Annotated in this window: 15 protein-coding genes; 14 read left to right on the forward strand and 1 reads right to left on the reverse strand. The window is 48.0% G+C overall.

Annotated elements, in window-relative coordinates; genetic code table 11:
* Window positions 1–53: 53 nt before the first annotated feature.
* From NSB28_RS05300 to NSB28_RS05340, 9 genes are all read left to right on the forward strand, one after another.
* A complete protein-coding gene (locus NSB28_RS05300) occupies window positions 54–1,760 on the forward strand; it encodes a type 2 periplasmic-binding domain-containing protein (protein WP_109625523.1) in 1,707 nt (568 codons plus the stop codon).
* A 305-nt stretch (window positions 1,761–2,065) separates the two neighbouring features.
* Complete coding sequence (locus NSB28_RS05305; protein ID WP_109625524.1) at window positions 2,066–4,687, forward strand: family 78 glycoside hydrolase catalytic domain; 2,622 nt, start codon at window positions 2,066–2,068, stop codon at window positions 4,685–4,687.
* Between the two features lie 3 nt (window positions 4,688–4,690).
* The gene (locus NSB28_RS05310; protein ID WP_109625525.1) at window positions 4,691–5,761 is read left to right on the forward strand and encodes a glycoside hydrolase family protein; all 1,071 of its coding nucleotides are present in this window, start codon (window positions 4,691–4,693) and stop codon (window positions 5,759–5,761) included.
* Window position 5,762: 1 nt separating this feature from the next.
* Window positions 5,763–8,432 carry a hypothetical protein gene (locus NSB28_RS05315; RefSeq protein ID WP_109625526.1) on the forward strand — a complete coding sequence of 890 codons (2,670 nt, stop codon included), beginning with the start codon at window positions 5,763–5,765 and terminating at the stop codon, window positions 8,430–8,432.
* A gap of 98 nt (window positions 8,433–8,530) precedes the next feature.
* Window positions 8,531–10,561, forward strand: coding sequence for a beta-galactosidase (locus tag NSB28_RS05320; RefSeq protein ID WP_109625527.1), 2,031 nt, complete (start codon window positions 8,531–8,533; stop codon window positions 10,559–10,561).
* A gap of 21 nt (window positions 10,562–10,582) precedes the next feature.
* Window positions 10,583–12,610: a beta-galactosidase gene (locus NSB28_RS05325; protein ID WP_109625528.1), complete on the forward strand. Its 2,028-nt coding sequence runs from the start codon at window positions 10,583–10,585 to the stop codon at window positions 12,608–12,610.
* Between the two features lie 19 nt (window positions 12,611–12,629).
* Window positions 12,630–15,116, forward strand: coding sequence for a glycoside hydrolase family 2 TIM barrel-domain containing protein (locus tag NSB28_RS05330; protein WP_187374341.1), 2,487 nt, complete (start codon window positions 12,630–12,632; stop codon window positions 15,114–15,116).
* Window positions 15,104–18,517, forward strand: a complete 3,414-nt coding sequence (locus NSB28_RS05335; RefSeq protein ID WP_187374340.1) for a glycoside hydrolase family 2 protein — start codon at window positions 15,104–15,106, stop codon at window positions 18,515–18,517. Before NSB28_RS05330 ends, NSB28_RS05335 begins: the two co-directional genes overlap by 13 nt.
* Before the next feature lie 252 nt (window positions 18,518–18,769).
* Window positions 18,770–19,318 (forward strand): Uma2 family endonuclease, encoded by a 549-nt coding sequence (locus NSB28_RS05340; RefSeq protein WP_109625531.1) that lies wholly within the window; start codon window positions 18,770–18,772, stop codon window positions 19,316–19,318.
* 60 nt (window positions 19,319–19,378) lie between these two features.
* On the opposite strand, the gene NSB28_RS05345 is transcribed toward NSB28_RS05340, so the two are convergent.
* A complete protein-coding gene (locus NSB28_RS05345; protein WP_257497680.1) occupies window positions 19,379–22,186 on the reverse strand; it encodes an HD domain-containing protein in 2,808 nt (935 codons plus the stop codon).
* 296 nt (window positions 22,187–22,482) lie between these two features.
* Between NSB28_RS05345 and NSB28_RS05350 the strand changes: the two genes are divergently transcribed.
* From NSB28_RS05350 to NSB28_RS05370, 5 genes are all read left to right on the forward strand, one after another.
* Window positions 22,483–22,896 (forward strand): DUF3788 domain-containing protein, encoded by a 414-nt coding sequence (locus NSB28_RS05350; protein ID WP_109625533.1) that lies wholly within the window; start codon window positions 22,483–22,485, stop codon window positions 22,894–22,896.
* Window positions 22,897–23,051: 155 nt separating this feature from the next.
* Window positions 23,052–23,195, forward strand: coding sequence for a helix-turn-helix domain-containing protein (locus tag NSB28_RS05355; RefSeq protein ID WP_109625534.1), 144 nt, complete (start codon window positions 23,052–23,054; stop codon window positions 23,193–23,195).
* Window positions 23,173–23,343 carry a hypothetical protein gene (locus tag NSB28_RS05360; RefSeq protein WP_257497679.1) on the forward strand — a complete coding sequence of 57 codons (171 nt, stop codon included), beginning with the start codon at window positions 23,173–23,175 and terminating at the stop codon, window positions 23,341–23,343. Before NSB28_RS05355 ends, NSB28_RS05360 begins: the two co-directional genes overlap by 23 nt.
* 208 nt (window positions 23,344–23,551) lie before the next feature.
* Window positions 23,552–25,273, forward strand: coding sequence for a sensor histidine kinase (locus tag NSB28_RS05365; protein ID WP_109625535.1), 1,722 nt, complete (start codon window positions 23,552–23,554; stop codon window positions 25,271–25,273).
* Window positions 25,251–26,516 carry a response regulator transcription factor gene (locus tag NSB28_RS05370; RefSeq protein WP_109625536.1) on the forward strand — a complete coding sequence of 422 codons (1,266 nt, stop codon included), beginning with the start codon at window positions 25,251–25,253 and terminating at the stop codon, window positions 26,514–26,516. The genes NSB28_RS05365 and NSB28_RS05370 overlap by 23 nt, the downstream gene beginning before the upstream one ends.
* The last annotated feature ends 173 nt before the right edge of the window (window positions 26,517–26,689 follow it).

Consider the following 26,689-nt stretch of genomic DNA (forward strand, 5'->3'; position numbering starts at 1 on the left):
ACAAATTCAAATATGGATTTTGATATACATAGAAAAAATGGGAGGTAAACAAAATGAAAGCAAAAAAAGTAACAGCATTACTGCTGGCTGCAGTCATGACTGCAGGGATCGTATCAGGCGGTTCATTAGGCAGAGTTGAGGCGGCAGAGGATACGGCAGGCGAGTGGGCTACAGCTGCAGGCAACGGGATTGAGCTTCCGGAGCTGGAAGACGGTACATTAAAGCTCAGCGTAAGTATCACGGATTATCAGACATCTTCAGACGGAAAGAGGCTTCAGCAGCTCTGGCAGGAGCGTATGGAAAACTACTTGGGATGTAAGCTGGATATCACATGGACAAGGACTCCAAGCCTTGACTATGCTGACAATGAGCTGGTAGTGCTTCAGTCCGGCCAGGTTCCGGATGTGGCAACTGTCACAAAAGGCGCTGCAGTTAATGAATACGGCGAGGACGGGACACTTTTAAACCTTTCTGATTATTCAGATTATATGGTTTACTATCCGGAGTATATGAAGGATACAAACGGCGGGGAAGACTTTGCCAAAAATGAAGACGGATCCATGTACTATTTTATGGATGGCTTCTACAATCCAAAGAATATTGAAGGAGCACAGTCCTTTGCAGACTTTGCATACCGTTTTGATATCCTCAAAGAAAACGGCTGGGAGCCGCCCACAACACTGGATGAGTTTACAAAGCTCTGCGAGGATATGAAAGCAAAGATCGATGACGGATCCCTGGATCTGGATTATGTCATTATGAACAGCACAAAAGACTACTCACTTTACAGAGGCTTTGTGGGAATCTTCCATACATGGGACTGCCTCTATTATAATGACGGCGAGTGGAAATTTGGACCTCTGGAAGACAATTTCCGCGAGATGCTGGCATACCTCAACGGCCTGTATGAAGCAGGTTATATTGATCCGGAATTTTCAACAGCAGACTTTAATGCAGCCCAGGTAAAGGCTACCACAAATGTAGCAGGCATCTGCCCGACACTGTGGTCAGGAAGTGCTGCAGGATGGAATACGGCTTCAACAGATGAAAATATGGAATGGGGACTTGCCTTCCTTCCTGAAAATGAAAAATACGGTACACCATGGAAATGGGGTTCCAGACAGGCAGGAAAATCGCTGAATCCTAATATGGGTATCTATGTAAGCGCAGAGACAGAATATCCGGAATATGTAGTAGCAATGATTGACTACCAGTATTCAGATGAGCTTGTTGAGATGATGAACTGGGGAATCGAAGGCGAAGACTACACTGTTGAAGGTGACACAAAACAGTTTGCCGACAAGTACATGAATGCGGAAGACCCTGCTTTGGCAGTGGCAGATGAAGGTATTCTGGCATCCTCTGTATGCCGCTCAGGAATTGCATTTGTACCATTGGATTTCGATGCTATGCTGGAAGTATCTTCCCAGTCTGAGCCATGGTGGAATCCGGAAGAAGGATATTATGTAGGCAAATACTGGGTAGAGACATCCAAAAACGGCGGAGAAGAGTCAGTGTCTCCTTATGACAGAGCTCCTGTTACTTACCTGACAGCAGAAGAAAAGACTTCAAAAGCACAGCTGGATTACGGCGGTGTATGCGAGACAAGAGTAAAAGAGCTGGCGCTGCAGTTTATCACAGGGCAGCAGGATATTGAAGATGATTCAGCATGGGAGAATTATGTTGCTGATATCAAGAGCCAGACAGATGATGATTTTGATGGTATACTTGAGATGATGAATGAGAATACAGTGAAATGATATTTTTAAAGAATTAAAACAGGAAAAAGGGCTCTTATTACCAGGGCCCTTTCTTCCTATATCGTTACAGTTCAGCCGTCTGCTGTTCAGCAGCCGTCTAACCTGTAACAACGCTTCGCGATGCACACAAAATGCTGTAAACAGCATTTTGGCGCTGCAGCTCTCGGGATTTTCGTGCATTTTGCACGAAAACACCTCGCGGAACAGTGGAAGGCTGAACTGTTACCCTATATCAACAATTCTGACAACGGGACAATCCGGTGAGACAGCAGCGTGTGGACGTAACATTTTGGAGGACATTAATTATGAAAGTATGTGGGCTTCGTACAGAGAACAAAATAAGGCCAATTGATATTACAGTAGAGAAACCGGCATTTCGCTGGAGGGTAGAAACAGAAGAAGAGAACTGGAGACAGAAGGAATACAGGATAGTAGTCAGAAATGAAAGGAAAACAGTGTGGGACAGCGGATTTATAAGGAGCGCGCAGATGACAAATGTGCCTTACCAGGGTGAGGCTCTTGTGTCAGATGAGCGCTATTTCTGGTATGTGGAATGTGTTTCGTCGGAGGGGGAGATCGCCTCAGGTGAAGAGACATGGTTTGAGACAGGCCTGTTCTGCGAAGAAGACTGGAAAGGTATTTATATCGGAGAGAAAGAAGACCATGTCTATCATATCTTCCGAAAAGAATTCGAAATTGAAAAAGAGGTTGTGAAGGCCAAGCTCTATGTATGCGGGCTGGGGCATCACGAATTTTATATAAATGGTGGGAGGATATCCGACAGAGTACTGGAGCCGGGCTGGACGGATTACAGGAAGACCTGCTTCTATTCAGCATACGATGTTACAGATTTTATAAAGAAAGGTAGAAACGGAGCCGGGGTAAAGCTGGGGGACGGCATGTACAATGTGCCGGGAGCAGCCTCGGAAGGCCGCTATGTTTATTTTGAGCGCAGTTACGGCAAATGTAAGCTGAATGTACAGCTGAACATCACATATGCGGACGGGAGCAGGCAGGAGGTTGTCACGGATGAGAGCTGGAGAATGGCAAAAAGCCCGATCCTCTACTGCTGTATCTACGGCGGAGAGCTTTACGACGGAAGGCTGGAAAAGAAAGGTTTCTCACTTCCGGGGTATGAGGAAGGGCAGGATTGGGAAAATGCAGCGGCCGTTGAGCCTCCTACGGGCCGGGTGACTGCCTCCCCCGTGCCTCCCCTCAAGGTGATGCAGAAATATACACCTGTATCCATACAGGAAAACAGACCCGGGTCATTTCTCTACGACCTTGGCACAAACTTTTCCGGCTGGGCCAGGATCAGGATATGTACAGACGGGAAGATGGCCGGGCGTAAGATTACCATGACTCCGTGTGAGATACTGGACAAGGATATGAGACCCGACCAGCGTGTGACAGGACATGATTACAGGTGGGAATATATACTGAATGACCAGGAGGAGCAGGAGTTTGCACCGGATTTCACGTTCACAGGTTTCCGATATGTGGAAGTCACAGGCGCAGTCCCCAGGTTTGATCTGGATGAGGAAGGGGAAAATACGGGCATGGACCCCAGAAGTCCGGAAGGGGGGATTCCTGTTATCATCTCCATGGAAGGGGAATTTATCTATCCGGACATAGAAGTGACAGGAGGATTTTCCTGTTCAAACCAGCTATTTAATGATATACATAAGATAATCAGCCAGGCAATATTAAGTAATACGAAGAGCTATTTTACAGACTGCCCACACAGGGAAAAGCTGCCCTGGCTGGAACAGACACATTTGATCGGCCCGGGAATCATGTATAATTATGATGTGCACAATCTTTATCTGAAGATAGAGCAGGACATGGCTGATTCTCAGAGAGAGAACGGCCTGGTGCCGGATATCTGTCCGGAGTATGTGGTGTTCGGGTACCATGAAGGGTTTGTAGATTCACCGGAATGGGGAAGCGCATGTATCATAAATCCATGGTATGTGTATAAGAGATATGGGGATACCTCCCTGATGGAAAGATATTACAATACTATGGAAAAGTATATGGATTACCTCACAGGACGGACACATCACAATGTGCTCCACCACGGGCTGGGAGACTGGCTGGATATCGGGCCGTGCACTCCCTATTCCCAGAATACGGCAGTGCCCATTGTGGCTACGTCAGTCTACTACTATGATCTGTGCATCATGAGCGAGGTGTCTGCACTGCTGGGGAAAAGAGAAAAAGCAGAGTACTATGAGGAGCTGAAAAAAGATGTGTTCAGAGAGTATAACCTGCAGTTTCTGGATGACCAGACAGGGCGCTACGGGACAGGCAGCCAGGCATCCCAGGCCATGAGCCTGATGGCAGGTCTTGTGCCGGAGGAATATGAAGAGAAGGTTCTGAAACAATTAAGAGATGAAGTGGTTAAGAGAAAATATGCGATCACGGCAGGGGATGTGGGACACCCATTCCTGATAGCAGCCCTGATGAAATACGGCATGTCAGATCTGCTTTGCGAGATGACAAATATTACTGAGACCCCGGGATACGGGTACCAGGTCGTACACGGCGCCACCACCCTGACAGAAGAGTGGGACGGGCCGGATCCTGAGAGGCCCCATGGCTCCCAGAACCATCTTATGCTGGGAAGCATAGAGGAGTGGTTTTACGGGGGGCTGGCAGGGCTTGCCAGCTTAAGGAGCGGGCTGGCGTTTGATGAAGTGCTTATTAAGCCGCATATTGCTGAAGGGGTGGATACCTGCAGCGCCTGGATGATGCATCCCTACGGCAGGCTGTCTGTATCATGGGAGCGGAAAGGGGATATGGCTGAGGTAAATGTAACCATACCGCCTAACATGATTGCTTATCTGGAATCAGAGGACGGCAGAGTGAAAAGAAAAGCAGGCTCAGGAAAATACACATACTTTGTAAAAGTTAAGAAAGGATAGAAGATGATCTCAATACATGACGAAAGAATACAGAAATATCTGACACCATATAAGTATACACGTCCTGTGCTCACGGGCTCAGGCATAAAAGGAGCCTTCGACGAGCAGGCAGTGGATATTCCTTTTGTTTTCTGGCATGGGGGCCTGTACCATATGCTCTATACTGGTTTTGACGGGACGGGATACCAGTCGGCCCTGGCCGTCAGTGATGACCTGCTGAACTGGAAGCATAAAGGCATGGTGCTGACAAGGGATCTGGACAGCGGCAGATGGGATGGGATCGGTGGGGCAGCCACCTGGATGATCAAAGAGAGCGACAGTTTGTGGGATATTCCTAAATTGAAAAAGGTGGATGGGAAGTACTGGCTGGTATATCATTCTTATCCGGGAATGGGATATGAGGACGGGCCTGCCCAGATAGGGCTTGCCTGGTGTGAGGATGAAGAGCTTCTGGACTGGCACAGGCTGGATGAACCGGTGTTTTCCTGGAAGGACGGAGAAGAATGGGAGGCCGGGGGCTTATACAAAGCCTGCGTGATAGAGCATGAAGGACTCTGGTATATGTTCTATAATGCAAAAAACAGGGAAGCAAGATGGACAGAGCAGACAGGTCTTGCAACCTCCAGGGATCTGCTCCACTGGGAGAGATGCAGGGAGAATCCTGTTTTAAGAGTCACCGAAGGGGCCTGGGATGAGAGGTTTGTCTCGGACCCGTATGTTGTCAGGGACGGTGATATGTGGATTAACTTTTATTTTGGACTGGGGCCGGGACATGCCCAGGAAGGGCTGGCGCTGTCCACAGACCTGATCCACTGGGAGAAAGCAGACTCTCCCATCCTGACACATGGAAAGCCGGGAGAACTGGACTGCACACATGCCCATAAGCCGTCCATGCTCTATGCGGACGGAAGGCTCTATCATTTCTACTGCGGGACAAGGCCGTGGCAGGAAGGTGACCCGGCAAAGATCTATCAGGAATTCAGGACTCTCTGCGTGGCCTCAGATCAGCCATTCACACAGGGGGAGCATATGCACAGGGAAACGTTAAAAAATGTAACGTTTGAGGAGGGATAGCATGGAAGCTCTGAAAAGGATAATAGATGGGAACGGCGGCAGCCATATCCTGCCCTTTTTCTGGATGAAGGGTGAGGATAATCAGACTATAAGGGAGGAACTGGATGCAGTATGTGAATGCGGCATCCGGGAAATCTGCCTGGAATCCAGGCCGCATCCTGATTTCTGCGGCCCCGGATGGTGGGAAAATCTGGATTTTATAATGAAGGAGGCCAGAGAGCGCAGGATGCGCATCTGGGTCCTGGATGATGATAAATTTCCAACTGGACACTGCAACGGAGCCATAGAGAAGAAGTATCCACATCTGGCAAAGACCTACCTGGCGGAGAGGCATATGGATATCTGCGGGCCGTGCAGGAATAATGCAGTTCTGGTGGAAAACTTCCTGGGCAGTGACGGAAAGCTCCTGGGCATCCTGGCTGTTCCAAAGCCGGACGGGGAAAGCCTTGCCGTAAGCGGAGAAGGGATCGTTGACCTGACAGAGAAGTACTATGATGGCTTTGTCTACTTTGACCTGCCGGAGGGACGCTACAGGCTCTTTATACTGTTTACCACCCAGGCAGGGGGAGGCAGGCCCCATTATATGAACCTGATCGATTCTGCTTCAGTGAGGGTGCTCATAGACGAGGTATATGAAAAGCACTATGAGAGATATAAAGAATATTTCGGAAAAGAGTTCGCCGGATTTTTCTCCGATGAGCCGGAGCTTGGAAACGTACCGGGATATCCTTTTGACTGCGCCTTGGGACAGAAGGACACGAAACTGCCCTGGAGCGGGGAACTGGAGGATGCTTTAAGGGGAATCTGGAAAGGCAGCTTTCTGAAGAGCCTTCCCGCCCTCTGGTATGAGAGCGGGGCTAAGACAAATGCCATAAGGTTTACATATATGGATGAGATGACTAAGCTTGTATATAAGTGTTTTTCAGGGCAGCTGGGCAGCTGGTGCGAAAGCCGGGGGGCAGAGTACATCGGCCATATCCTGGAGGATGCCAACAGCCATACGAAGCTGGGCTGCGGCACAGGCCACTATTTCAGGGAGATGAGGGGCCAGCATATGGCAGGTGTGGATGTGGTCCACCATCAGATCGTACCCGGATTCACAGAAAAAGTGCACCAGTGGATAGCCGGAGATACGGACGGGGAATTCTTTCACTTTGGCCTGGCAAAGCTGGGCAGTTCAGCGGCCCACATTGATCCATCCAAGAAGGGCAGGGCGCTGTGTGAAATTTTCGGCAATTATGGCTGGGCAGCAGGGATGCCTCTTATGCGCTGGCTGACAGACCATATGCTGGTGAGGGGGATCAATGAGTTTACGCCCCATGCGTTTGCAATGAAGTATCCTGACCCTGACTGTCCGCCCCACTTCTATGCCAGAGGAAATAATCCCCAGTTCGGCTGCTTTAAAGAGCTGATGAAATATATGAACAGGGCAGCTGCATTACTGTCAAAGGGCGTGCATAAAGCACAGGCAGCCGTCCTTTATCACGGCGAGGCAGAGTGGGCTGATGAAAATGCCATGCTTTTCCAAAAGCCGGTGAGAGCGCTGATGGAGAGACAGCTGGACTGTGATGTGGTTCCCTGCGACGTACTCTGCGGGGAACAGGATCAGGGCAGGCAGTCTGCAGCTGCCGGCGGGGCGTATGTTCAGGACGGGCTGCTGCACATTAATCAGGAGTCATACGCCTGCCTTGTTATACCGGGCTGCAGGATGCTCCCCCCAGGGCTGGCGGAATTTGTCATAAATTCAGCCAGGGCCGGATTAAAGATATATGTGGCGGGAGAGATGCCGGGCAGGCTGACAGATGGTTCAGACCTGCCGGAAGGATTTACAGCTGCCTGTGAGAATACAGAGCTTACAGCTCTGGCAGACAAGGTGGAGGCGCAAAATGCTGCGCCAGTGACTGTAACAGAACACAACAGGGGGCTGAGGCTCTATGTGACAGAGCAGGAAGACGGCCTTGTATGTATGCTGTTTAATGAAAATGTCTCAGAAAAGATCAGTACAGCGCTCAGGTTTGCTGATGCTGAAATTGACAGGGTGACGTATTACGATGCATGGAACAACAGGAGCGAGACATATAAGCTGCCGGGGGAAGGTCTGCCTGTCTCTCTGGAGCCTGGCAGTTCCCTGCTGCTGGCAGCCGGGAAAAATAATGACGTAACTGCGGGAGAAGATACAGAAGAGATTCTTAAAGAGATTCCGGAAGAAGCAGGAAGCAGGACGCTTTCTGTTGAATGGAAGGTTTCCAGAAGAAAGGTATCAGCCCGGGGATACGAGGAATCCGGGGAGGCTTTTGAGGAATATGTGACACTGCCGCCGGCAGCTCTGCTTCCGAACCTGAACGGTCCCGGATATGATATTGGATTTACCGGGACATACAGGTATGAGGGGAGCTTTGTATTGGAAAAAGAGGAAGGCGTCAGGTATTTCCTGAAATTCCCTGAAGCTTCAGATGCCCTTTGTCTTTATATAAATGACAGGGAGGCCGGATGGCTGGGAAATTTCCCGGGAAGCGTGGAAGTGACAGAGCTGGTCCTAGACGGCGAAAACAGGATCAGGGCGGACGTTACAACTACTCTTGTGTGGGAGCGCAGGGACGGCGCGTCCACTCATCTGCAGATACCCGCATCAGGGATCACAATGCAGCCGGTATTAGAAATGTACAGATAATGTACAGATAGGTAACTATTCAGCAGGTCTGTGCATGTAACTGTGAAGGTACTGAACAGTTACACAGATAGGTATAAATAATTGGAGGAATTATATAGATGAAGAAAGCTGACAGGATTTATTACGGAGGGGATTACAACCCGGATCAGTGGGATGATGCCACGATCGATGAAGATATGAGATATTTTAAGGAAGCGGGGATCAACCTGCTGACTCTGCCCGTGTTCTCATGGGCAAAGCTGGAGCCTGATGAGGGTGTGTATGATTTTGGCTGGCTGGACAGGATCATTGACAAGATATGGGAGAACGGCATCTATGTCTGCCTGGCCACACCGACTACGGCCCAGCCAGCCTGGCTCTCCACAAGATATCCCGAGGTGCTTCCTGTAGATATACAGGGGAGGAAGAGGACGCACGGGATGAGAGTCTTCTTCTGTGTAAACAGCCTGAAGTACAGGGAGAGGGCTGCGGCTGTGGCAGAGGAGATGGCTAAGCGCTATGCACATCATCCGGCCCTCGCCATGTGGCATGTGTCAAATGAATATGGCACCTACTGTTACTGCCCCACATGCCAGGCCAAATTCCGCCTGTGGCTGCGCAGAAGATACGGAACCATAGAAGAATTAAACAAGAGGTGGCATACTTCATTCTGGGGAAGGATTCTCACCAGCTTTGAAGAAGTGACGCTTCCCACAGAGCTGAACGATGACTACAGGTTCAACCCTGCCATCCAGCTGGACTATATGCGCTTTGTGACAGATTCCACGATTGAATGCTTCCAGAATGAGTATGATGTACTGAAAAAATATAATCCAGAGATTCCCATCCAGACAAATATGTCAGGATTTATTAAAAAGCTGGACCAGTTTGCCATGACAAAGCATCTGGATATAGTCGGCTGGGACAATTACCCCTGGCCCACGGACCCGGCATATTTTATAGCTATGAAGCATGATATCATGAGGGGGCTCAAAGGAGGCCAGTCATACGTGCTGACAGAACAGTCACCCAACCAGCAGAACTGGCAGCCCTACAACAAACTGAAAAGGCCCGGGGAGGTCAGGCTGCTGAGCTACCAGGCAATGGCACATGGAGCTGATACATGTCTGTTCTTCCAGATGAGGCAGTCAATAGCAGGCCAGGAAAAATTCCACGGCGCTGTGATCACACATGCAGGCCACAATAATACACGTGTGTTCCGTGAGACGGCCGCCCTGGGTGCGGAGCTGGAAAAGATAGGACAGGCATTCCTGGAAGGCAGGGTAAAAGCCAGGGTGGGAATGATCCTGGACTGGAATAACTGGTGGGCTCTGGAGCTGTCCAGCGGCCCGAGCCAGGATATGGATTATCTGAAGACATTTTCTAAATATTATAAGCCCTTCTATGAGAAAAATATCCCTGTGGATGTGCTCAGCACGGAAAGCAGCCTGGAAGGCTACAGCGTGATCGTGGCGCCTATGCTTTATATGATGAAAGACGGCATAGCAGAAAAGCTTCAGAAGTTTGTTGAGCAGGGAGGGACATTGCTCACAACAGTGATGTCAGGCCTGGCTGATGAAAACGACAGGTGCATATTTGGGGAATATCCAGGTCCGCTTAAAGATATACTGGGAATCTGGGTGGAGGAGACAGACGCCCTGCGCCCTGAAGAGCAGAACATTATAAAGATTAAGGATGGCGGGGAGAGCGGCATGACATTTGGCAGAGAGTCTTATTCCTGCGGATTTCTGTGTGATATTATCCACCTGAGGGGTGCCAGAGGGCTGGCTTCCTACGGAGAGGACTTCTATGCAGGCAGCCCGTGTGTGACAAGAAATGAATACGGGAAGGGCAGGGCTTATTATGTGGGGACACAGCCGGAGGATGATTTTCTGCTGGAGCTCACAGGCCTGATCGCGGAGGAAGCGGGAATAGAGCCTCTATATCCTGCCGCAGCAGGTGTGGAGCTGACCGCACGTGAAAATGAAAGAGGCTGTGTGGTATTTGCCATTAATAATAATGAAGAGAGCGCCTGGGTTGATTTCGGTGATGAAAGACTTGAAAACCTCATGACAGGAGAAGCAGTCACAGGAAGGACCATGCTGGCGCCGCGGGATGTGATCGTGGCAAAGATAAACAAGGACAATTAAGGAACAGGAGGATGTTATAGTATGAGTATTTTATTTCCAAAGGTGGACGGCCTGCTGCACGGGGGAGACTATAATCCTGAACAGTGGCTGGATCGGGAGGATATTCTTAAAGAGGATATCAGAATGATGAAAAAGGCCCATATCAATACAGTTACCCTGGGAGTGTTCTCCTGGTCAGTGTATGAGCCTGCGGAGGGTGAGTTTCATTTTGAATGGCTTGAGAAAATCATGGACAGCCTGTATGAAAACGGCATCTACACAGTGCTTGCCACTCCCACAGGGGCAAGGCCTGCCTGGCTGGATGCCAGATACCCTGAGGCTATGCGTGTGACCAGGGACGGGGTGAGGAACCGCCATGGTCTACGGCACAATCACTGCATGAGTTCGGAAAAATTCAGGGAAAAGGCTGAGATCATAATCAGGGAGCTGGCAGGACGTCTCGGGGGACATCCGGGACTGATCCTCTGGCATATCTCAAATGAGCTGGGAGGGGAGTGCTGCTGTCCCTCCTGCCAGGAACGTTTCCGGGAATATCTTAGAAAGAAATTTGACGGTGATATTGAAAAACTGAACCATGCCTGGTGGACTACATTCTGGAGCCACAGGTTTTCGGACTTTGATGAGATCGAAGCGCCTATGACGAACGGTGAGGGAAGCATCGGGGGGCTGAACCTGGAGTGGAAGCGTTTTAATACATGGAACATGACAGATTACATGAAATTTGAGATAGGGCTGTTAAAGGAGATCACACCTGATATCCCGGTGACAACGAATTTCATGAAAACTTATCCTTATCTGGATTACAGGGTGATGGCAAAAGAACTGGATATAATTTCCTGGGACAGCTATCCCAGATTTCACAATGATTATGAAGAGCTTAGTGATACATTTGCAGAGAATGCATTTGACCATGCCCTGATGCGCTCCATGAGCGGGGATAAGCCTTTCATGCTGATGGAGAGCGCCCCGGGCCTGGTGAACTGGCATCCTTTTAATAAACTGAAGAGGCCGGGAATCCACAGCCTTGCAGGAATCCAGGCTGTGTCCTGCGGAAGCGACACTGTCCAGTATTTCCAGTGGAGAAAGGGCAGAGGGTCATATGAGCAGTACCACGGGGCCGTGGTAGACCACCTGGGCAGGGATGACACCAGGATATTCAGAGAGGTGGAAAAGATGGGGGAAGAGCTCCTGGCCATGAAAGCGGCCGCGGGCAGCAGGGTAAAGGCGGAAGCCGCACTGCTTTTTGACTGGGAGAACCGCTGGGCCCTTGATGATATGGCCGGCGCCAGCCAGGAGAAAAAGCAGTATGAGAAAACCTGTCTTCTGCAGTATAAGAGCTTTCTGAGAATGGGAGTGGAGATGGATATCGTGTCCATGAATGATGATCTGAGCTCCTATAAAGTAGTGGCAGCCCCTATGCTTTATCTTCTTAAAAACGGTGCGGCAGAAAATCTGCGCTCCTATGTGGAAAATGGCGGTAGGCTGATAGCCACATATCTGACGGGATATGTGGATGAAAATACACTCTGCTATCTGGGAGGATTTCCGGGAGACGGACTGACAGAGCTTTTCGGGCTTTACAGTGAAGAGCTGGATACACTGTATCCGTCTGATAAGAACGAGGCTGTGTTTACAGACGGGACCATCTGCAGCATCAGGGATTTTGCAGAGATACTGAAGGTGAAGGATGCAGACATTGTGGCCTCCTACGGGATGGATTTCTATGCCGGGACTCCGGCCGTCACCCGGAAAAGGTCAGGCATGGGAGAAGCCTGGTATATAGGCGCCCGGCTTGATCAGGCGGGTATGGAGAAGATATACCGGACCTGCTTAACAGAAGCGGGCGCTGCAGTTATGGAGCTGCCTGAGGGTGTTGAATACAGGGTCAGAAGCGATGGGGAGCATGATTATGCTTTTTATCTGAATGAGACAGATCATGAGGCAGCGCTGCCGGATGCATCCGGGGTTGATCTGCTGACAGGGAAAAGAGCAGAGGGACTAACTCTAAGGGCTTACGAGGCAGCAGTATTAGAGTCGGATGCGCTCTGATCAGGACGGAGGAAGAGGCTTGAAGATATTTATAAATACAGCTGCCGGGAACGGCCATGATACGTGGCAGCTTGCAGTGCGCTGGATGATGACAGAAGAAGATACCGGAGGGTCAGACAGAGCTGCCCAAAATGCAGACTTCATACGGATCAGGATCGAAGATGCAGCGGACAGTGCAGATGAGACTGCCCCGGAGGTGATCTCACAGACTGAATATCTGCTTTGCGGCAGCGGGGGAACATTCAGGGTACAGATAAAAGGTGTCAGGCCATGGAGTCCGGCAGACCCTGTATTGTACACAGCAGATATACTCTTAAGCTTCCGGGGGAGAGAGATAAAAGTCCGGGAGAGAGTGGGCTTTCGAAGTATAGAAAAGAGAGGGAATAAAGTATTCTGGAATGGGGAGCAGATGAAGCTGAAGGGGATCTGTTTCAGGGAAAAGCCGGGAATGACAGAGGATGAGCTGTACCGGGTTCTTATGATGTTCAAGGAAGCGGATATCAATTATCTGAGAAGTATTTACGGGCCTTTTGGCCGGACAATGCTCTGCTTATGTGATGAACTGGGATTCTGGGTGGAAGACACAGCGCCCCTTTACGGCGTGGGGGATTCCCGCCCCGCCACACAGAACAGCCCCGCCCATCTGGAGTCTGATTATATGGGGCCATTTCGCAGAATGACAGAGGAGTCTTTCTCCCATGTGAGCATCCTTTTGTGGTCACTTGGGCATGACTGTATCTGGGGCAGGAATTTCAGAAAAATGTACGAGTACATAAAAGGACTGGATGATACAAGGCTCATAAATTTCCATCTCCCTATGACAATACCTGCTGAGGAACCGCAGATGGATGTGTGGTCAGTAAATTATATTGACTGGAGACAGCCTGCGGATGAACACTATGACCAGATGGTGATCTTCCATACCCAGGGAGCACACAATGAGATCGGGTATGCCACAGGCCGGGCAGAAGATTATACTATGCCGGCACTGCATGATATCTATGCGCCGGCGCCCTGCCGCAGCCTGGACGAGATAGAGCGCGACCCCGGGATCAGAGAGTTCTGGGGGGAGAGCCTGAAACGCCACTGGGAAAAAATGGAGAGCATGCCGGGATGTCTGGGCGGCGCCATACTTGCGGCAATTGATGAGGAGGGCGTTGTCCTGGACGGTAAGGGGGCTGAGATACCTGAGATCAGAGACATCAAGTGGGGTATTCTGGATGCGGGACATAACCCTAAGCCGGAATACTTCCATGTAAAGATGGTATACAGAGAGCATCCCGCCTTTGTGAAAAAGGAGCTGCCCGGGGAAGCTGTAGTGACTAACGGTATATACGAGTATTATTTTTCCAGGGAGAGCTGTCTGATGACAGGAGCATATGTGAAGAAAGCAAAGATCCTGGATGGAGGGCCGTATCTGCAGGCCACAAGGCTGAAGCTGGAAAAATGGCAGGGGATGGGACTGGAAATACTGACAGCCGGGCCTGGCATCAATAAGGGAGCAGCTTTAGTGAAGATGAGAGGCAGCTACGGAAATGTGTGTGATATAGAATTCACCATGACGCTGTCTCCTGACGGGAAGATCAGGACAGAGTATGAAGTACTTAAATTATCAGCCTTCATGCCCCATACAGTGAAGGCAGGCATCGGCCTGGATCCCGGAGGTCTGGATGAGAGAGGGCTCGCTTTTCGCACTGCCGGAAAAATGGAGAAATTTTCCTGGGAGAGAGAAGGGCTGTGGGACTGGTATCCCCAGGGACATCCGGGCGCCGGAACAGGATCAGCCGCGGCCGCAGAGAAGGAAGCATTTCACAGCATGAAGCATCATATCCGCAGGGCTTTCATATCCAGGCAGGAGGACGGCGCAATGATCCGGGTACACTCAGATGGCAGCCACAGTGTCAGGCTGGAGGAGTGGCCTGATGACAGGATGGTGATTGATGACAGGGACAGCAGGATTGTCTATGAAGGAAACTGGCTGCAGATGGATGACGGCTGCGGAAATTATATGGACACAGAGACCATGAGCGCCAGGGCTGGAGATAAGGCTGTCTGCAGATTTAAGGGAACCGGGATCGCCGTGTATGGCCCCACCGATATCATATGCGGTAAATGTGATGTGATCCTGGACGGCAGGACTGCAGCCGTTGAGATATCACAATATCCAAAACCTGTAGAATTCATGACTATGAGCAGAGGGTATGAAAAGAGATACAGAGTCTGCCTCTTTCATGTATCAGGTCTGGAGTATAAAGAGCACCTTCTGGAGATCAAAGTGCGGGGAGACAAGGAGGCGGGAGCACAGGACACATATACTTCCATAGATTATTTTGTAGTGGAATCACCTGAGTATCCTGTTTCCCAGAGGCTTATCATCAACAATGATTTCAACTATGCGCGGCTTGTCCAGGGAAACTATATGAATGATAAGGTGGCGCTGAAAGCAGGGATAAAAGAAGGATGCACTATCAGCATAGGAAGGGAGAGGCAGGAATGGAAAGTATGACAGATAAGAAAAAGACATCCTCCGGCAGCCCGGCAGGAAAAGGCCAGGCCTGGGATCAGGCAGAGGATTACAGCAGAATACCGGGAACAGCTGTAAAGCCATACTGGTCAGCTGCAGCTGCAGTTCCTGTGATTTCTCTGGACGGTCCGTGGGAGGTAAAGCACACGGATTCTTTGGAGAAGGAGATTGGATCAGTAATTCAGACAGGCTGGCGGCAGATAGATATCCCTTCAGATATGAATGCCCACAGGGATTCAGACTTTACCGGGAAATATGTATACAGGAGGCTTATAGAGGTACCGAAGCTTGTCAGAGGCAGCCATATCGTACTCAAATTTGAGGGGGTGAACGGCTTTGCCCAGGTCTGGATCGACGGCAGGGCCGCTGCCTCACACAAGAATGGCTTTGTGTCCTGGAGCGCTGATATCACTGAGCTTGTAGAAGGCAGGAAGGAAGCTTATCTGTATGTCACTGTGGATGAGACAGCAGACAGAGTATGTTCCTTCAATCATGGGGGTATCCTTCACAGTGTATTTATGTACTGTCTGCCGGAAGCTTGGCTGGATGGGGTATATCTGACCACCAGCTTTGAAAATGGATATGAAGACGCCGTGCTGCGGGCCGATGTGACCATCTGCGGGCAGAAAACAGGAGATGAGCTTCTTTTTAAGGTATATCCGCCGGACGGTATCCAGGAATATGAACTGCAGATCTCCACACAGGGGGGAGAAAGAGGGCACAGCACAGCTGTCATAAATATGAAAAACCCCCTGAAGTGGGATGCCGAGCATCCATGGCTCTACCGCCTTGAGATCTCGCTTATCCGAGACGGACAGGTGCTGGAAAAGGCCGGGCGCTTTTTCGGAGTCAGACAGATCGAGAGAAGAGAGAACCGTCTTTACGTGAACGGTCAGGAGGTAAAGCTTCGGGGAGTATGCCGCCATGAGATCACTCCTAAAAATGGAAGGGCTGTTACGAAGGAGATCATAGATAAGGATATCAGCCTGTTCAAAGAGGCAAACTGTAATTACATCCGTACCTCCCACTATCCGCCAAGTGAGTATTTTCTGGAGGAGTGCGACAGGCGCGGGATGTACGTGGAGGATGAACTGGATCTGGCTTTTATTGCCAAAAACCTGGATTATACGCAGAGAGATCCGGCATATACGGACCGTTATCTGTCTGTATTCGCGGAGGTTCTGGCCAGAGATTACAGCCACCCTTCAGTCCTGATCTGGTCATTGGCAAATGAGGCCTTCGGAGGTTACAACTATGACCTCCTGAACCGTTTTGCACATAGGATGGACAGGACTCGTCCCACAAAGTTCAGCTATCCCATGACTATGCAGGCTGAACATGAAGGGATAGATATCTGGAGCATCCACTATGCAAATGTGGAGGGAGAGGCGGATAAAAAATGTGATAATGTAAGTGTGGGATATACAGAAGGCCATGATGTCCCTATTCTGAATGACGAATATGTGCACATCCCGTGCTATAACAGGAGAGAGCACAGGAGAGATCCTAATGTGCGGCATTTCTGGGGGGAGAGCCTCAGAATGTTCTGGGAAAAGATATGGGAGACTAAGGGCGCCCTGGGCGGCGCCATCTGGGCAGGAATCGATGAGACTGACATGTTCACAGATACAAGGAAGAATTTTCCCATGACGAAAAGAAACGGAGATACATGTCTGGAATGGGGGATTATTGATATCTGGAGAAGAAGAAAACCCGAGCACTATATGACAAGGAAGGCTTATACGCCTGTGCTTATCCGGGAGAAGACATTTAAGTGGGCAAATGGCTGTGCGCTGATACAGGCGGAGAATCGTTTCTGCCACACAGATCTTTCGGAAGTGCGGATCGAATGGAATGTACCGGGAAATACAGGAAGCATACCAGGGCCGCAGGCCGCCCCCGGGGAGACAGTGATCATATCAATTCCGGCTCAAAATGCAGGATCAGGTGCGGAAGATGCGGCCGCTCCCCGGGAACTGGAACTGAAAATCTTTGATGCCTTTGGAAACCAGGTGGATGAATACTGCCTCAGGCCGGAAGGACGGCAGGTACAGAGCGGCGGCAATGATACGCAGGCAGGTCAACAGCAGGTGTCAATAGATGAAACGGCAGATCAGACAGAGGTTGGCAATGATGATTTTAAATTCTGTTTTTCAAAGAAGACAGGTCTTCTGACTTGTGCCAAAAGGGGAGGAGAACTTCTTCTGATGGGCGGCCCCATTCTGCATGTACCTTATCTGACACTGGGAGAGTGGAAGCTTCGGAGCATATGTGCAGAAAAGGATGAAGGAACGTCAGAGGCAGCAGTCCGCATCTCCGGCAGCTATACAGGTACCGCCGATGTCACATTTACGATCAGGATCAGGCGGGATGCATCCTTTGTGACGGAATACAGGATTGACCGGCTGTATGCTGTCATGCCCAGGGAGAAGAAACTGCGTGTGGGAGTGGATGCCGGAGGGCTGGATGAACTTGGCATATCATTTATAGCAGCTCCGGGGATGGACAGTCTTGGCTGGAAGAGAGAAGGACGGTATACTCTGTATCCTGAGGACCATATTGCCAGACTGGAGGGGATCGCGGGACGGTTCAGCAAAGGCAGTATTTTTGCAGAAGAGCCGGACATCCCATGGGCACAGGAAATGAAGAATTATATCCTGAATGGTATCTATGACGTAGATTACAGAGGGACAGCAGACTTCAGAAGCCTGAAGGAAAATATATATACTGCCAGTCTGTATAAGAAGAGCATAACACACGCTGTCACTGCTGTATCTGACGGCAGCTGCCACGTTCGGGCCGAGGTTTTAGAGCCGGAAGAATACCTGGTTTCTGACAGGGATGAAAGGATAAAATACCATGGCGCCTGGTATCCTGTGGAGGATTTTAGCGGCTGCAGGGGAAATACAGAGACAGTCAGCTGTGAAAAAGGAGCTTTTGCGGAATTTACTTTCTGCGGAACAGGAATCGTGTGGTTTGGCTCTGTGGACACTATAAATGGGATTGCAAAGGTATGGCTGGACGGCAGACTTGCGGATAAATGCATCAGCCAGAAGGTGGCGGGTGTGGATTTTCCGGGCTCTGCTGCAGGATACGACAAAAAATATGGTTATCCGCTCTATTATGTATCCGGGCTTCCGGCAGGAGAGCATACTATACGAATAGAAGTATCAGGAGAGAAGACGGCAGATTCAGGAGGCTGCTATATATCAATCGATTATTTCAGAATACTGACAGAAGGGCGGCCGGAACCTGTGAAGCTTGCCGTGCTGAACGACTTTAATTATCCGCAGATATCATGGGGAAATTATAAGAAGCCGGCTATACGCATCAGTTCCGGTTATCACAATCAGGTGGAGATGGTGCTGTCTGTCCGCACATGAAGCTGTTACTGTTCACTCCGTGACCAGTAACACGCTTCGCGATGCACAGAAACGGCCAAAAGTGCCGTTTCGCGCTGCAGCCCTCGGGATTTTCGTGCAAAATACGCACGAAAACACCTCGCGGGACGGTGACGTGTGAATAGTAACCATGAAGCTTACACTTTTATACATCAAGCAGTTGCTTGACATATTTCACAGTATAATTTAAACTAAAATTATAAAAAGAGGAACATCGTGAAAGGAAGTGCTGCTATGGCAATACCACAAAAACAGATATACACAGAAACCGACTATTATGATCTTCCAGAGGATGTTCGGGCCGAACTGATTGACGGGCAAATTTATTATCAGGCGGCGCCCAGCCGGGCGCATCAAAAAATTTTATCAGAATTGCATATCACTATCGGGACTTACATCAGGTCAAAGGGCGGCTCCTGTGAAGTCTATCCTGCCCCATTCGCTGTTAAATTGCATGAGGACAGGAAAACCATAGTGGAACCGGATATAAGCGTTATATGCGACCATAACAAACTTACGGACCGGGGCTGTACAGGGGCACCGGATTGGATTATTGAAATTGTTTCCCCAGGCAATTCCAGCCATGACTACATCCGCAAACTGAACCTATACGCGGATGCAGGCGTTCGTGAATACTGGATTGTGAACCCTGTGCAGGAATCTATCTATGTATACCATCTGGAAGAAACTAAATTCGGGACAAACGCCTACTCTTTCCAGGACAAAATAAAGGTCAATATCTATGATGATCTATGGATTGACTTCAAGGAAATCACCCTGTAATCATTTTCAGCAATCTGGCAGCAGGCGGGAGTTACTTCTCTGCTGCCTTTTTCTTATCCCTTAAATCAGCCTGTTTAAGACCTCCTTCATGCTGCGAAGCCCGGACCTGGCTAAATAGCTGTCATCTTCAATAGTCTGGATCAGTGATGACACAGTAAAATCTAATTGTATTTTTCGAAGCACATCTATGCAGTGCCTGGCTGTTTCCTCCTGTATGATCCGCCCGGTCCTGTCCATCCAGGACTCTATGGCATCTATGTTCATATTCAGCTCATGGCGGGATGCATTCAGGTCAAACTGTGCATCTGCAGTTAAATTGCAGACTGACCAGCCTATGCCAAGAGGCAGGATGACCTGAGGATTTATATTCAGCAGGATCCCATCCTGGTATAAAACCGGTTTTCTGATATGCAGGTCTTCGCCTGCATAATTGTCTGAAATGAGGTCATTTTGAAAGAATCTGAAACTGTTGTTACTTATTTCAGGAAGCGGGTAGCTGTTCTCAAAATCATATAGTGATACATTGTATAGAATCTGGAATTCATTTTCATCACAATAGATAATATTAAATGTATAATCCCGGGATTCGTAATCCTGGGCACTGTAATCCTGGGAGTATGTATATGGCTGCCAGGTCATTGATTTATAATAATCTTCACTGTCTTCAGTTTCATAGCTCAGCTTTGTCTCGTACTCCAGGTCTTCCAGCTGCTCCAGACCCAGAATGCCATCACGGCTGTTCTCCTCATCCGGGTCGCTGTATACCTTTACAAGGGATTTTACGAGTTCTCCCCGGTGGAAGAGAAATGCGTTTACAGCCTGCCATTCAATACCTGATTCAGGCTTATCTATCCGGGTTTTTATAAAAAGGATTCCACTTCCTTTACATTTTTGATCCAGGCGGTTTTTTTGGATACTCTCTGTATTGAAATTGTTATTGATTTTGACACACTGAAGCTCGTAATCAACAATGTCCATGATCCTGCCGTTGTCAATAGGGAAGGTGAAGCTGGGGTATTGGCTCATATACAGCTCAATCTCGCCTTTTACGTTAAAAATTAATTTACTTAACTGGACATCGTCGTTTTGGGCAGCTTTTTCTGCCAGCCGTATAAACTCTTCCCGGCGGGCATATATGATTCCTTCAGGGTCTGCTGCCTCTGTCAGGAGTTTTATTTTGCCGGGCAGCATACTTTTTTTTCTGTCTTCCTGTTTTTCTATTATTATCTTTTCGAGGAGCCTTTTATCCAGCTGATACTTATGAATAGTGCTTTTCCTCAGTTTTTCAATATTTTCATATTCCTGTATAACAGTGAGGATGTTTTCTATGAAATAATCATCCTGTCTGCCCCGGGGCAGTAAGCAGAGGCTCTTATCCAGCCGGTATAAGCTGTCCAGATCGATCACCGCGATGGGGACACTGGGATATCTGAAAGTTAAAATCAGATATTCTTCCAGTTCTTTAAAAGAGAATCTGTTTTTTACTTCAAGCTTCACTGTTGTCCCTGTTATATCTGATTCAGGGTGCCTTTCGATAAATGCAATTGTACTCTTTCCCTCGATCTCGGCTTTTATTTTCTTTTCACCTGTTTTCTGGGAGGAGATCTCGATCTTATCTGCTTTTGTAAGGCAGGAGGCAAATCCAATGCCAAATTTTGCTATTGCCGGAAAAGCAAATGAACTCCGCCCCCTTTTTAATTTATAGCCGGAGCTGGCAGCTTTAAAGAGATAGTTTTTGATGCCCTCCTCAGACATGCCTATGCCTGTATCAGATACATACAAAAGCCCCTTTTCGGCGGAATAAAGGACGTATACTCTGTCTTTGACGCCCCAGCTCCTGGGCGACGCAAACTCTAACACATTAGATTCATCTGAATAATATTTTAAAAGAACAGCGTCAATGGCATTCTGTATCAGCTCTCTTATATAGTCCGTCTGGTTTGTATAAATATTTTTTGTCAGGATATCCCACAGGGCGCCCTCCTCATCCAGCTGGAAGCGTATCTCTTCCACAAGGAAATTTGCGCCGGGGTCCGGTTTTATTTCAAAAGAGAGCCCTGGGAGCCTGAGCTTTTTAATATCGTGTGTCCCAATGCTCTGGAAATAATGCGTGTTTGCGTACATGATCTCATTGTCCAGGTATTTCAGCCAGGCATTCCAGATTTTATAGCGCTCCCTGTTTGAGGTCTTGACTCCCACCTCTATACCCTCAGGAGAGTAATTGTATTTTGTGAGTTCAAGGTGTCTTTCGTGGTGTTCTATGGAAATTTTATTCTGGTAATATGACGGATTCAGATGCATATTAAATTCACTTGTCCTGCCTTCCTCAAGATCCATCAGATCACCGGTGCGCAGAAGCACTGCCAGCAAGCCGTACCTCAGCCTCTGGCCCTGTATAGTATCATTCTTTCTGAAAGTTTCATCAGAATAGAGCTCTTCAATATCCCGGCCATGAGCTTCGCAGACAAAAACAACACAGTCCCTGATCCTTCTGTGCTCACTGTACATCCCCAAATATTTTTCGCAATATTGTATGATGGGCTCCCTGGCATACAGATGGTGGCAGGACCGCTGTTTTTCTTTATCTTCAATATCAGTCAGTGTCATACCTATATCATGAAACAGGGCTGACATAATAAAACAGAAGATTTCCACATCTGTCAGCCGGTCTTTAAAATCGTCGCTGAGAATATCATTAATATAGTCTATAATGCGCAGAGAATGCTGTATGCCGTGTTCTGTGAAACCGGGAAAGTTGGTTTTAATAAATTCCAGCACAGGAGCAACAGCGGTCTCCATATTAAGCAGTGAACCCGCCAGGCTGATTGTAAAAGAATCTTCTTTTCGTGCTTCTAGTAATTTATACATTCTGCATGTTCTTAATATCTTTTGCATATGATTCCTTTCTGCTGCAGCGCCAAAATGCTGTAAACAGCATTTTGTGTGCATCGCGGAGCGTTGTTATAGGTCAGACGGCTGCCAAATGGCAGACGGCTGAACTGTAACATTTCTTTAACCAATTATAGCATGAATACTTGTACAGGGGGTTAAAAAATGATACCATGGATCATAACGATACATCAGATATGTGCATTAACTGCGCAGGAATATGATGCAGGAGTGAAGTAACCAACAAATTTACAGAGAAATGGGGAGCAGATACCATGTATGAAAGAATGCTGGATAAAATGAACAGGCCGTCAATTGAAGAATTCAGGTCCTTCATAGGCAGCCGGGAGGATATGTTTGAAAATTTGGATGATTTTATGGGGGAGGTGCAAAATATTCAAAGGGAGCTCAGATTCCCTTACGGAAACCACTATGGCTGGGGAATCAAGTATTCAGTCAGGAAGAAACATATATGTGATATTTTTGCGGAGAAGGATGCTTTCACTGTTATGATGAGGCTGTCAAACGACCAGTTTGAAGGCTTATACAGCGGCTTGTCAGCTTATACAAGAGAATACATAGATAATAAGTACCCCTGCGGCAGCGGGGGATGGATCCACTACAGGGTCTTAGAGCCGGAGCATCTTGAAGATGTGAAGAAAATGCTCGGTGTGAAGCTGCACGCATAACCGGGTTTTTACATTAAAAGTGATCAGGAGCAAGTGAAATCAACTGTGAGTAGAATTATCCAGCCAGGCTCAAATAACAAGTTATTGTATGTCAGGGATAAGAATATTACAATCTTCCTATAGACGGCAGCACAAAGGAAAAGGAGAATACAGTTATGCTTGATAATAAGAAGATTGGTGAGTTTATAGCTTCAAAAAGAAAAGAGTCAGGGCTGACACAGTCGGATATTGCGGAAAAATTGGGAGTATCCTTTCAGGCAGTTTCAAAATGGGAAAATGGTACTCTGCCCAACATTTAACTGCGGCGTGGGGATGATCATGGTGGTGGGGAAGGAATATAAAGACCAGGCCATAAAGCATATCATGCCTTGCTGTGACTGCTATGAGATAGGAAGAATCATAGCAGGGAGCAGAAAAGTTGTATTTAAAAATCATTTCAGCTGGTAATATTAATCATAAAAGCGATAATATTCATCACAAAAGTAGTTGAAGAACCGGAAAGAGCTATGCTAATGTTTAAAGTAATAAGCTCTTTACAGGTGCAGACAGATGGGAAATAGAGGAAAGCAGCCGTCAGTTGGACAAAGGCCATAAATTCTGTTAGGATTATTTACAGAGTTTATGGCCTTTATCTGTTTTTAGGAGGGGGAGGAAAATGAAAAAGAAGCAGAAGCCGCTTTATTTGAACAGGGCAATTTCAATGATCGTGATGGTTGGATACAGTGCTTTTTTAATACTGATGCTGATCATGGACTGGTACCTGATACGTGAATACCAGTACGAGAACAGGAGGGTGGAGCAGGCCGCCCTGAATTCATATATTGATAAGACCAGGAGCTATATGGACAGGATTGACAGGCAGTTATACGATATATATGCAAATGACGAGAATTTTCAGGCTCTGCAGAAGAAGGAAGAGCCGGTAGATGAATTCGGACATGCATATGAGCTGAAGGAAACATTGAATAAGAGAATGCTGGCGGAGGAGAATATGAGCGGTTTTTTTGTATTCTATGATAACCGTCAGAAGTCCTGGTACTATACGAATCTGGCCAAGGTGAGGGCTGAACAGACAGCAGAGATAAAAGAGATCCTCCTGCGCCATCTGGAAAATGATGGGAAGATGAGGAGCTGGATATCCCTGACTGTAGACGGAGACACGAACCTGGCTACATATTATGAGAAGGACAGAGTGGCTGTATTTGGCATCCACAGTATGAAAAACATGGAACAGGAGCTGCGGGAAAGCATGGGCAAAGAGATAAGCGTCATCCTGCTGGACAACGGGATAGCGCTGGAGAATAAAGAGCTTTCAAAAGAGCTTGGACTCTCAGAAACGGTACAGTCATACTCAGATTCATTCCAGATGAAAAAGGGGAAATACCAGCTGTACGGGCGCCGTATCCCAAATATGGATCTGTGGGTGTGCACTGCGTATCCTGTCAATATATGGAGCGTTATGACTGTACAGCAGCTTTTTTTGCTGATCCTGACCGGAATCTCTGTATTTGCAGTGGGCGTAATGTACAGATTTGTGCGCAGGGAAGTAGTCCGTCCCCTCCATCAGCTGACAGACACCATGAATACTATACGCAGGGGCGGAAGCAGGGAAGTCCCCCGAATGGATGCGCGGTTTTACGAGATACAGGAAGTGAATGATACATTAGGGGAGATGGTCAGAGAACTGGAAAAACAGAAGCTGCTTGTATATGAGGAAATCATTGAGAAGCAGAAAGCCCAGATGCAGTATCTGCAGCTTCAGCTGAAGCCCCATTTCTATCTGAACGGACTGAAAACATTAAATGCCCTGGCCATAGAGAACCAGACAGGAAAGATGCAGGAGCTGATACTGAATCTGTCTGCCCATCTGCGCTATCTGCTGCAGGCGGAGAGGGAATTGGTGCCTCTGCGCATGGAACTGGAGTTTGTGGAGAATTATGTCAGCATGCAGAAGCATATCACCGGGCGTCCTGTGAACTGCAGCATTGTGAGGGATGGTGAAGCAGACAGCTGGCTCGTACCTGTGCTGGCAGTGCATACCTTTGTGGAGAACAGTGTAAAGTACGCACGCCTGGGCGGAAGCAGCATACCTCTTGAGATACAAGTATCTGCAAGCCTGCTTGCCGCGGAGGAAGGCCGGTTTTTAGATTTGATCATACAGGACAACGGGCAGGGCTATCCTGATGAAATTCTGGAGGAAATCAATGGAGATACTGCTGTTGGGACAAGGTGTGTGGGGATCAATAATATTAAACGGCGCTGCCAGCTCTTATATGGAGAGAGGGCGGAGTACAGCTTCGCTAACTGTGACGGGGCTATGAGTGAATTAATAATACCGGAAAGGAAGCAGGAAGATGAATGTTTTGATTGTAGATGACCAAAAGGCGGTTGTGGAAAGCCTGAAGAACGGGATACGCTGGGAGAGGCTGCCTGTGGAAAAAATATATACAGCCTGTAGTGCAAAAGAGGCGAAGCTGGTCCTTATGAATTTTGAGACGGATGTGCTGGTGAGTGATATTGAGATGCCGGAGGAAGACGGTATCTCACTGTGCAGATGGGCAAAAGAGAAGTTTGAGGGGCTGGAATGTATTTTCCTTACGTCCCATGCAGAGTTTGAGTATGCCAAAGAAGCCATCAGAATGGGAGGCTTTGACTATATCCTCCAGCCTGTGAGGTATGAGGAGGTGGAGAAGGTGCTTTTAAAAGCCTGGGAAAAGATCAGCAGGCAGAAGAAGATACTGCAGATCATGGATACCCGGAAAATGGTAATACAGCAGAGAAATACCATACTGGACGCCATGATCTCAAAGATGCTGCAGGGTAAGGAGGAGGACGCAGGCCAGATTTATTCCCATTTTCACGAAATGTTCAGAACAGAATATAAAGACTGTGGGATATGTCCTGTACTGGTGCAGATCAGGAAGTGGAAAAAGATAACAAATGTGTGGGATGAGAAGCTTGTGAGAATGGTGCTGTGCAATGTGATGGAAGAACTTTTCCGGGAGGAAGACGGAAAGGCAGGGGTTTCCTGTCTGAGGGAGAACAGGTACTGGGTATTTTTGATCCTGGAAAAGGAAAAAGCGGGAGAGGAACTGGTGAGACAGAAAATCATGGCCTTCTACCAGTTCATAGACAGCAATATGGATTTTTCAATTGCTGTCTATCCCCCTGACCCATTATTTGAACAGGATTTCGTGAAGGCTTTCAACAGGCTGGGGCAAAGGGCAGATAATAATAAGGACAGGCAGAGAGGCATTTTCTGGGAGGATATTCCTGATGAGATCCGGGAAACAGAAGAAGATCCAATTGAGAAATCTATCCAGTATATAAAGCAGAATTTGAATAAGAACATCTCCAGAACAGATGTGGCAGGATACGTACATTTAAATGAAGAGTATTTTTCCAGGCTTTTTAAGCAGGAAACAGGGGCTACCTTCAAAGATTATATCCTGATGGAGAAGATGAAGGCGGCGCAGAAGCTTTTGGAAAAATCCAGGCTGTCAGTGAGCATCATAGCCTCTAAAGTAGGATACGATAATTTTTCCCATTTCTCTAAAATGTTTAAAAAGGTTACGAATCAGACTCCGCAGGAATACCGCAAAGAGAAACAGAAGTCATAAAAACAACAATGGATATCATGAAAGTAGCAGTTTTTTATGAAAAGCCTTGGGAAGGCAATGGAGACATCACAAAAAGAATAAACAGAATCATAAAAACAGCAGAGAAAACAGACAGGAAAAAGTAAAATAACATCATCAGAAGCCTGTTGGAAAACGGGGCGGTAAAAGAGAAA

Source organism: Murimonas intestini (genome assembly GCF_024622195.1).
GTDB lineage: Bacteria > Bacillota > Clostridia > Lachnospirales > Lachnospiraceae > Murimonas > Murimonas intestini.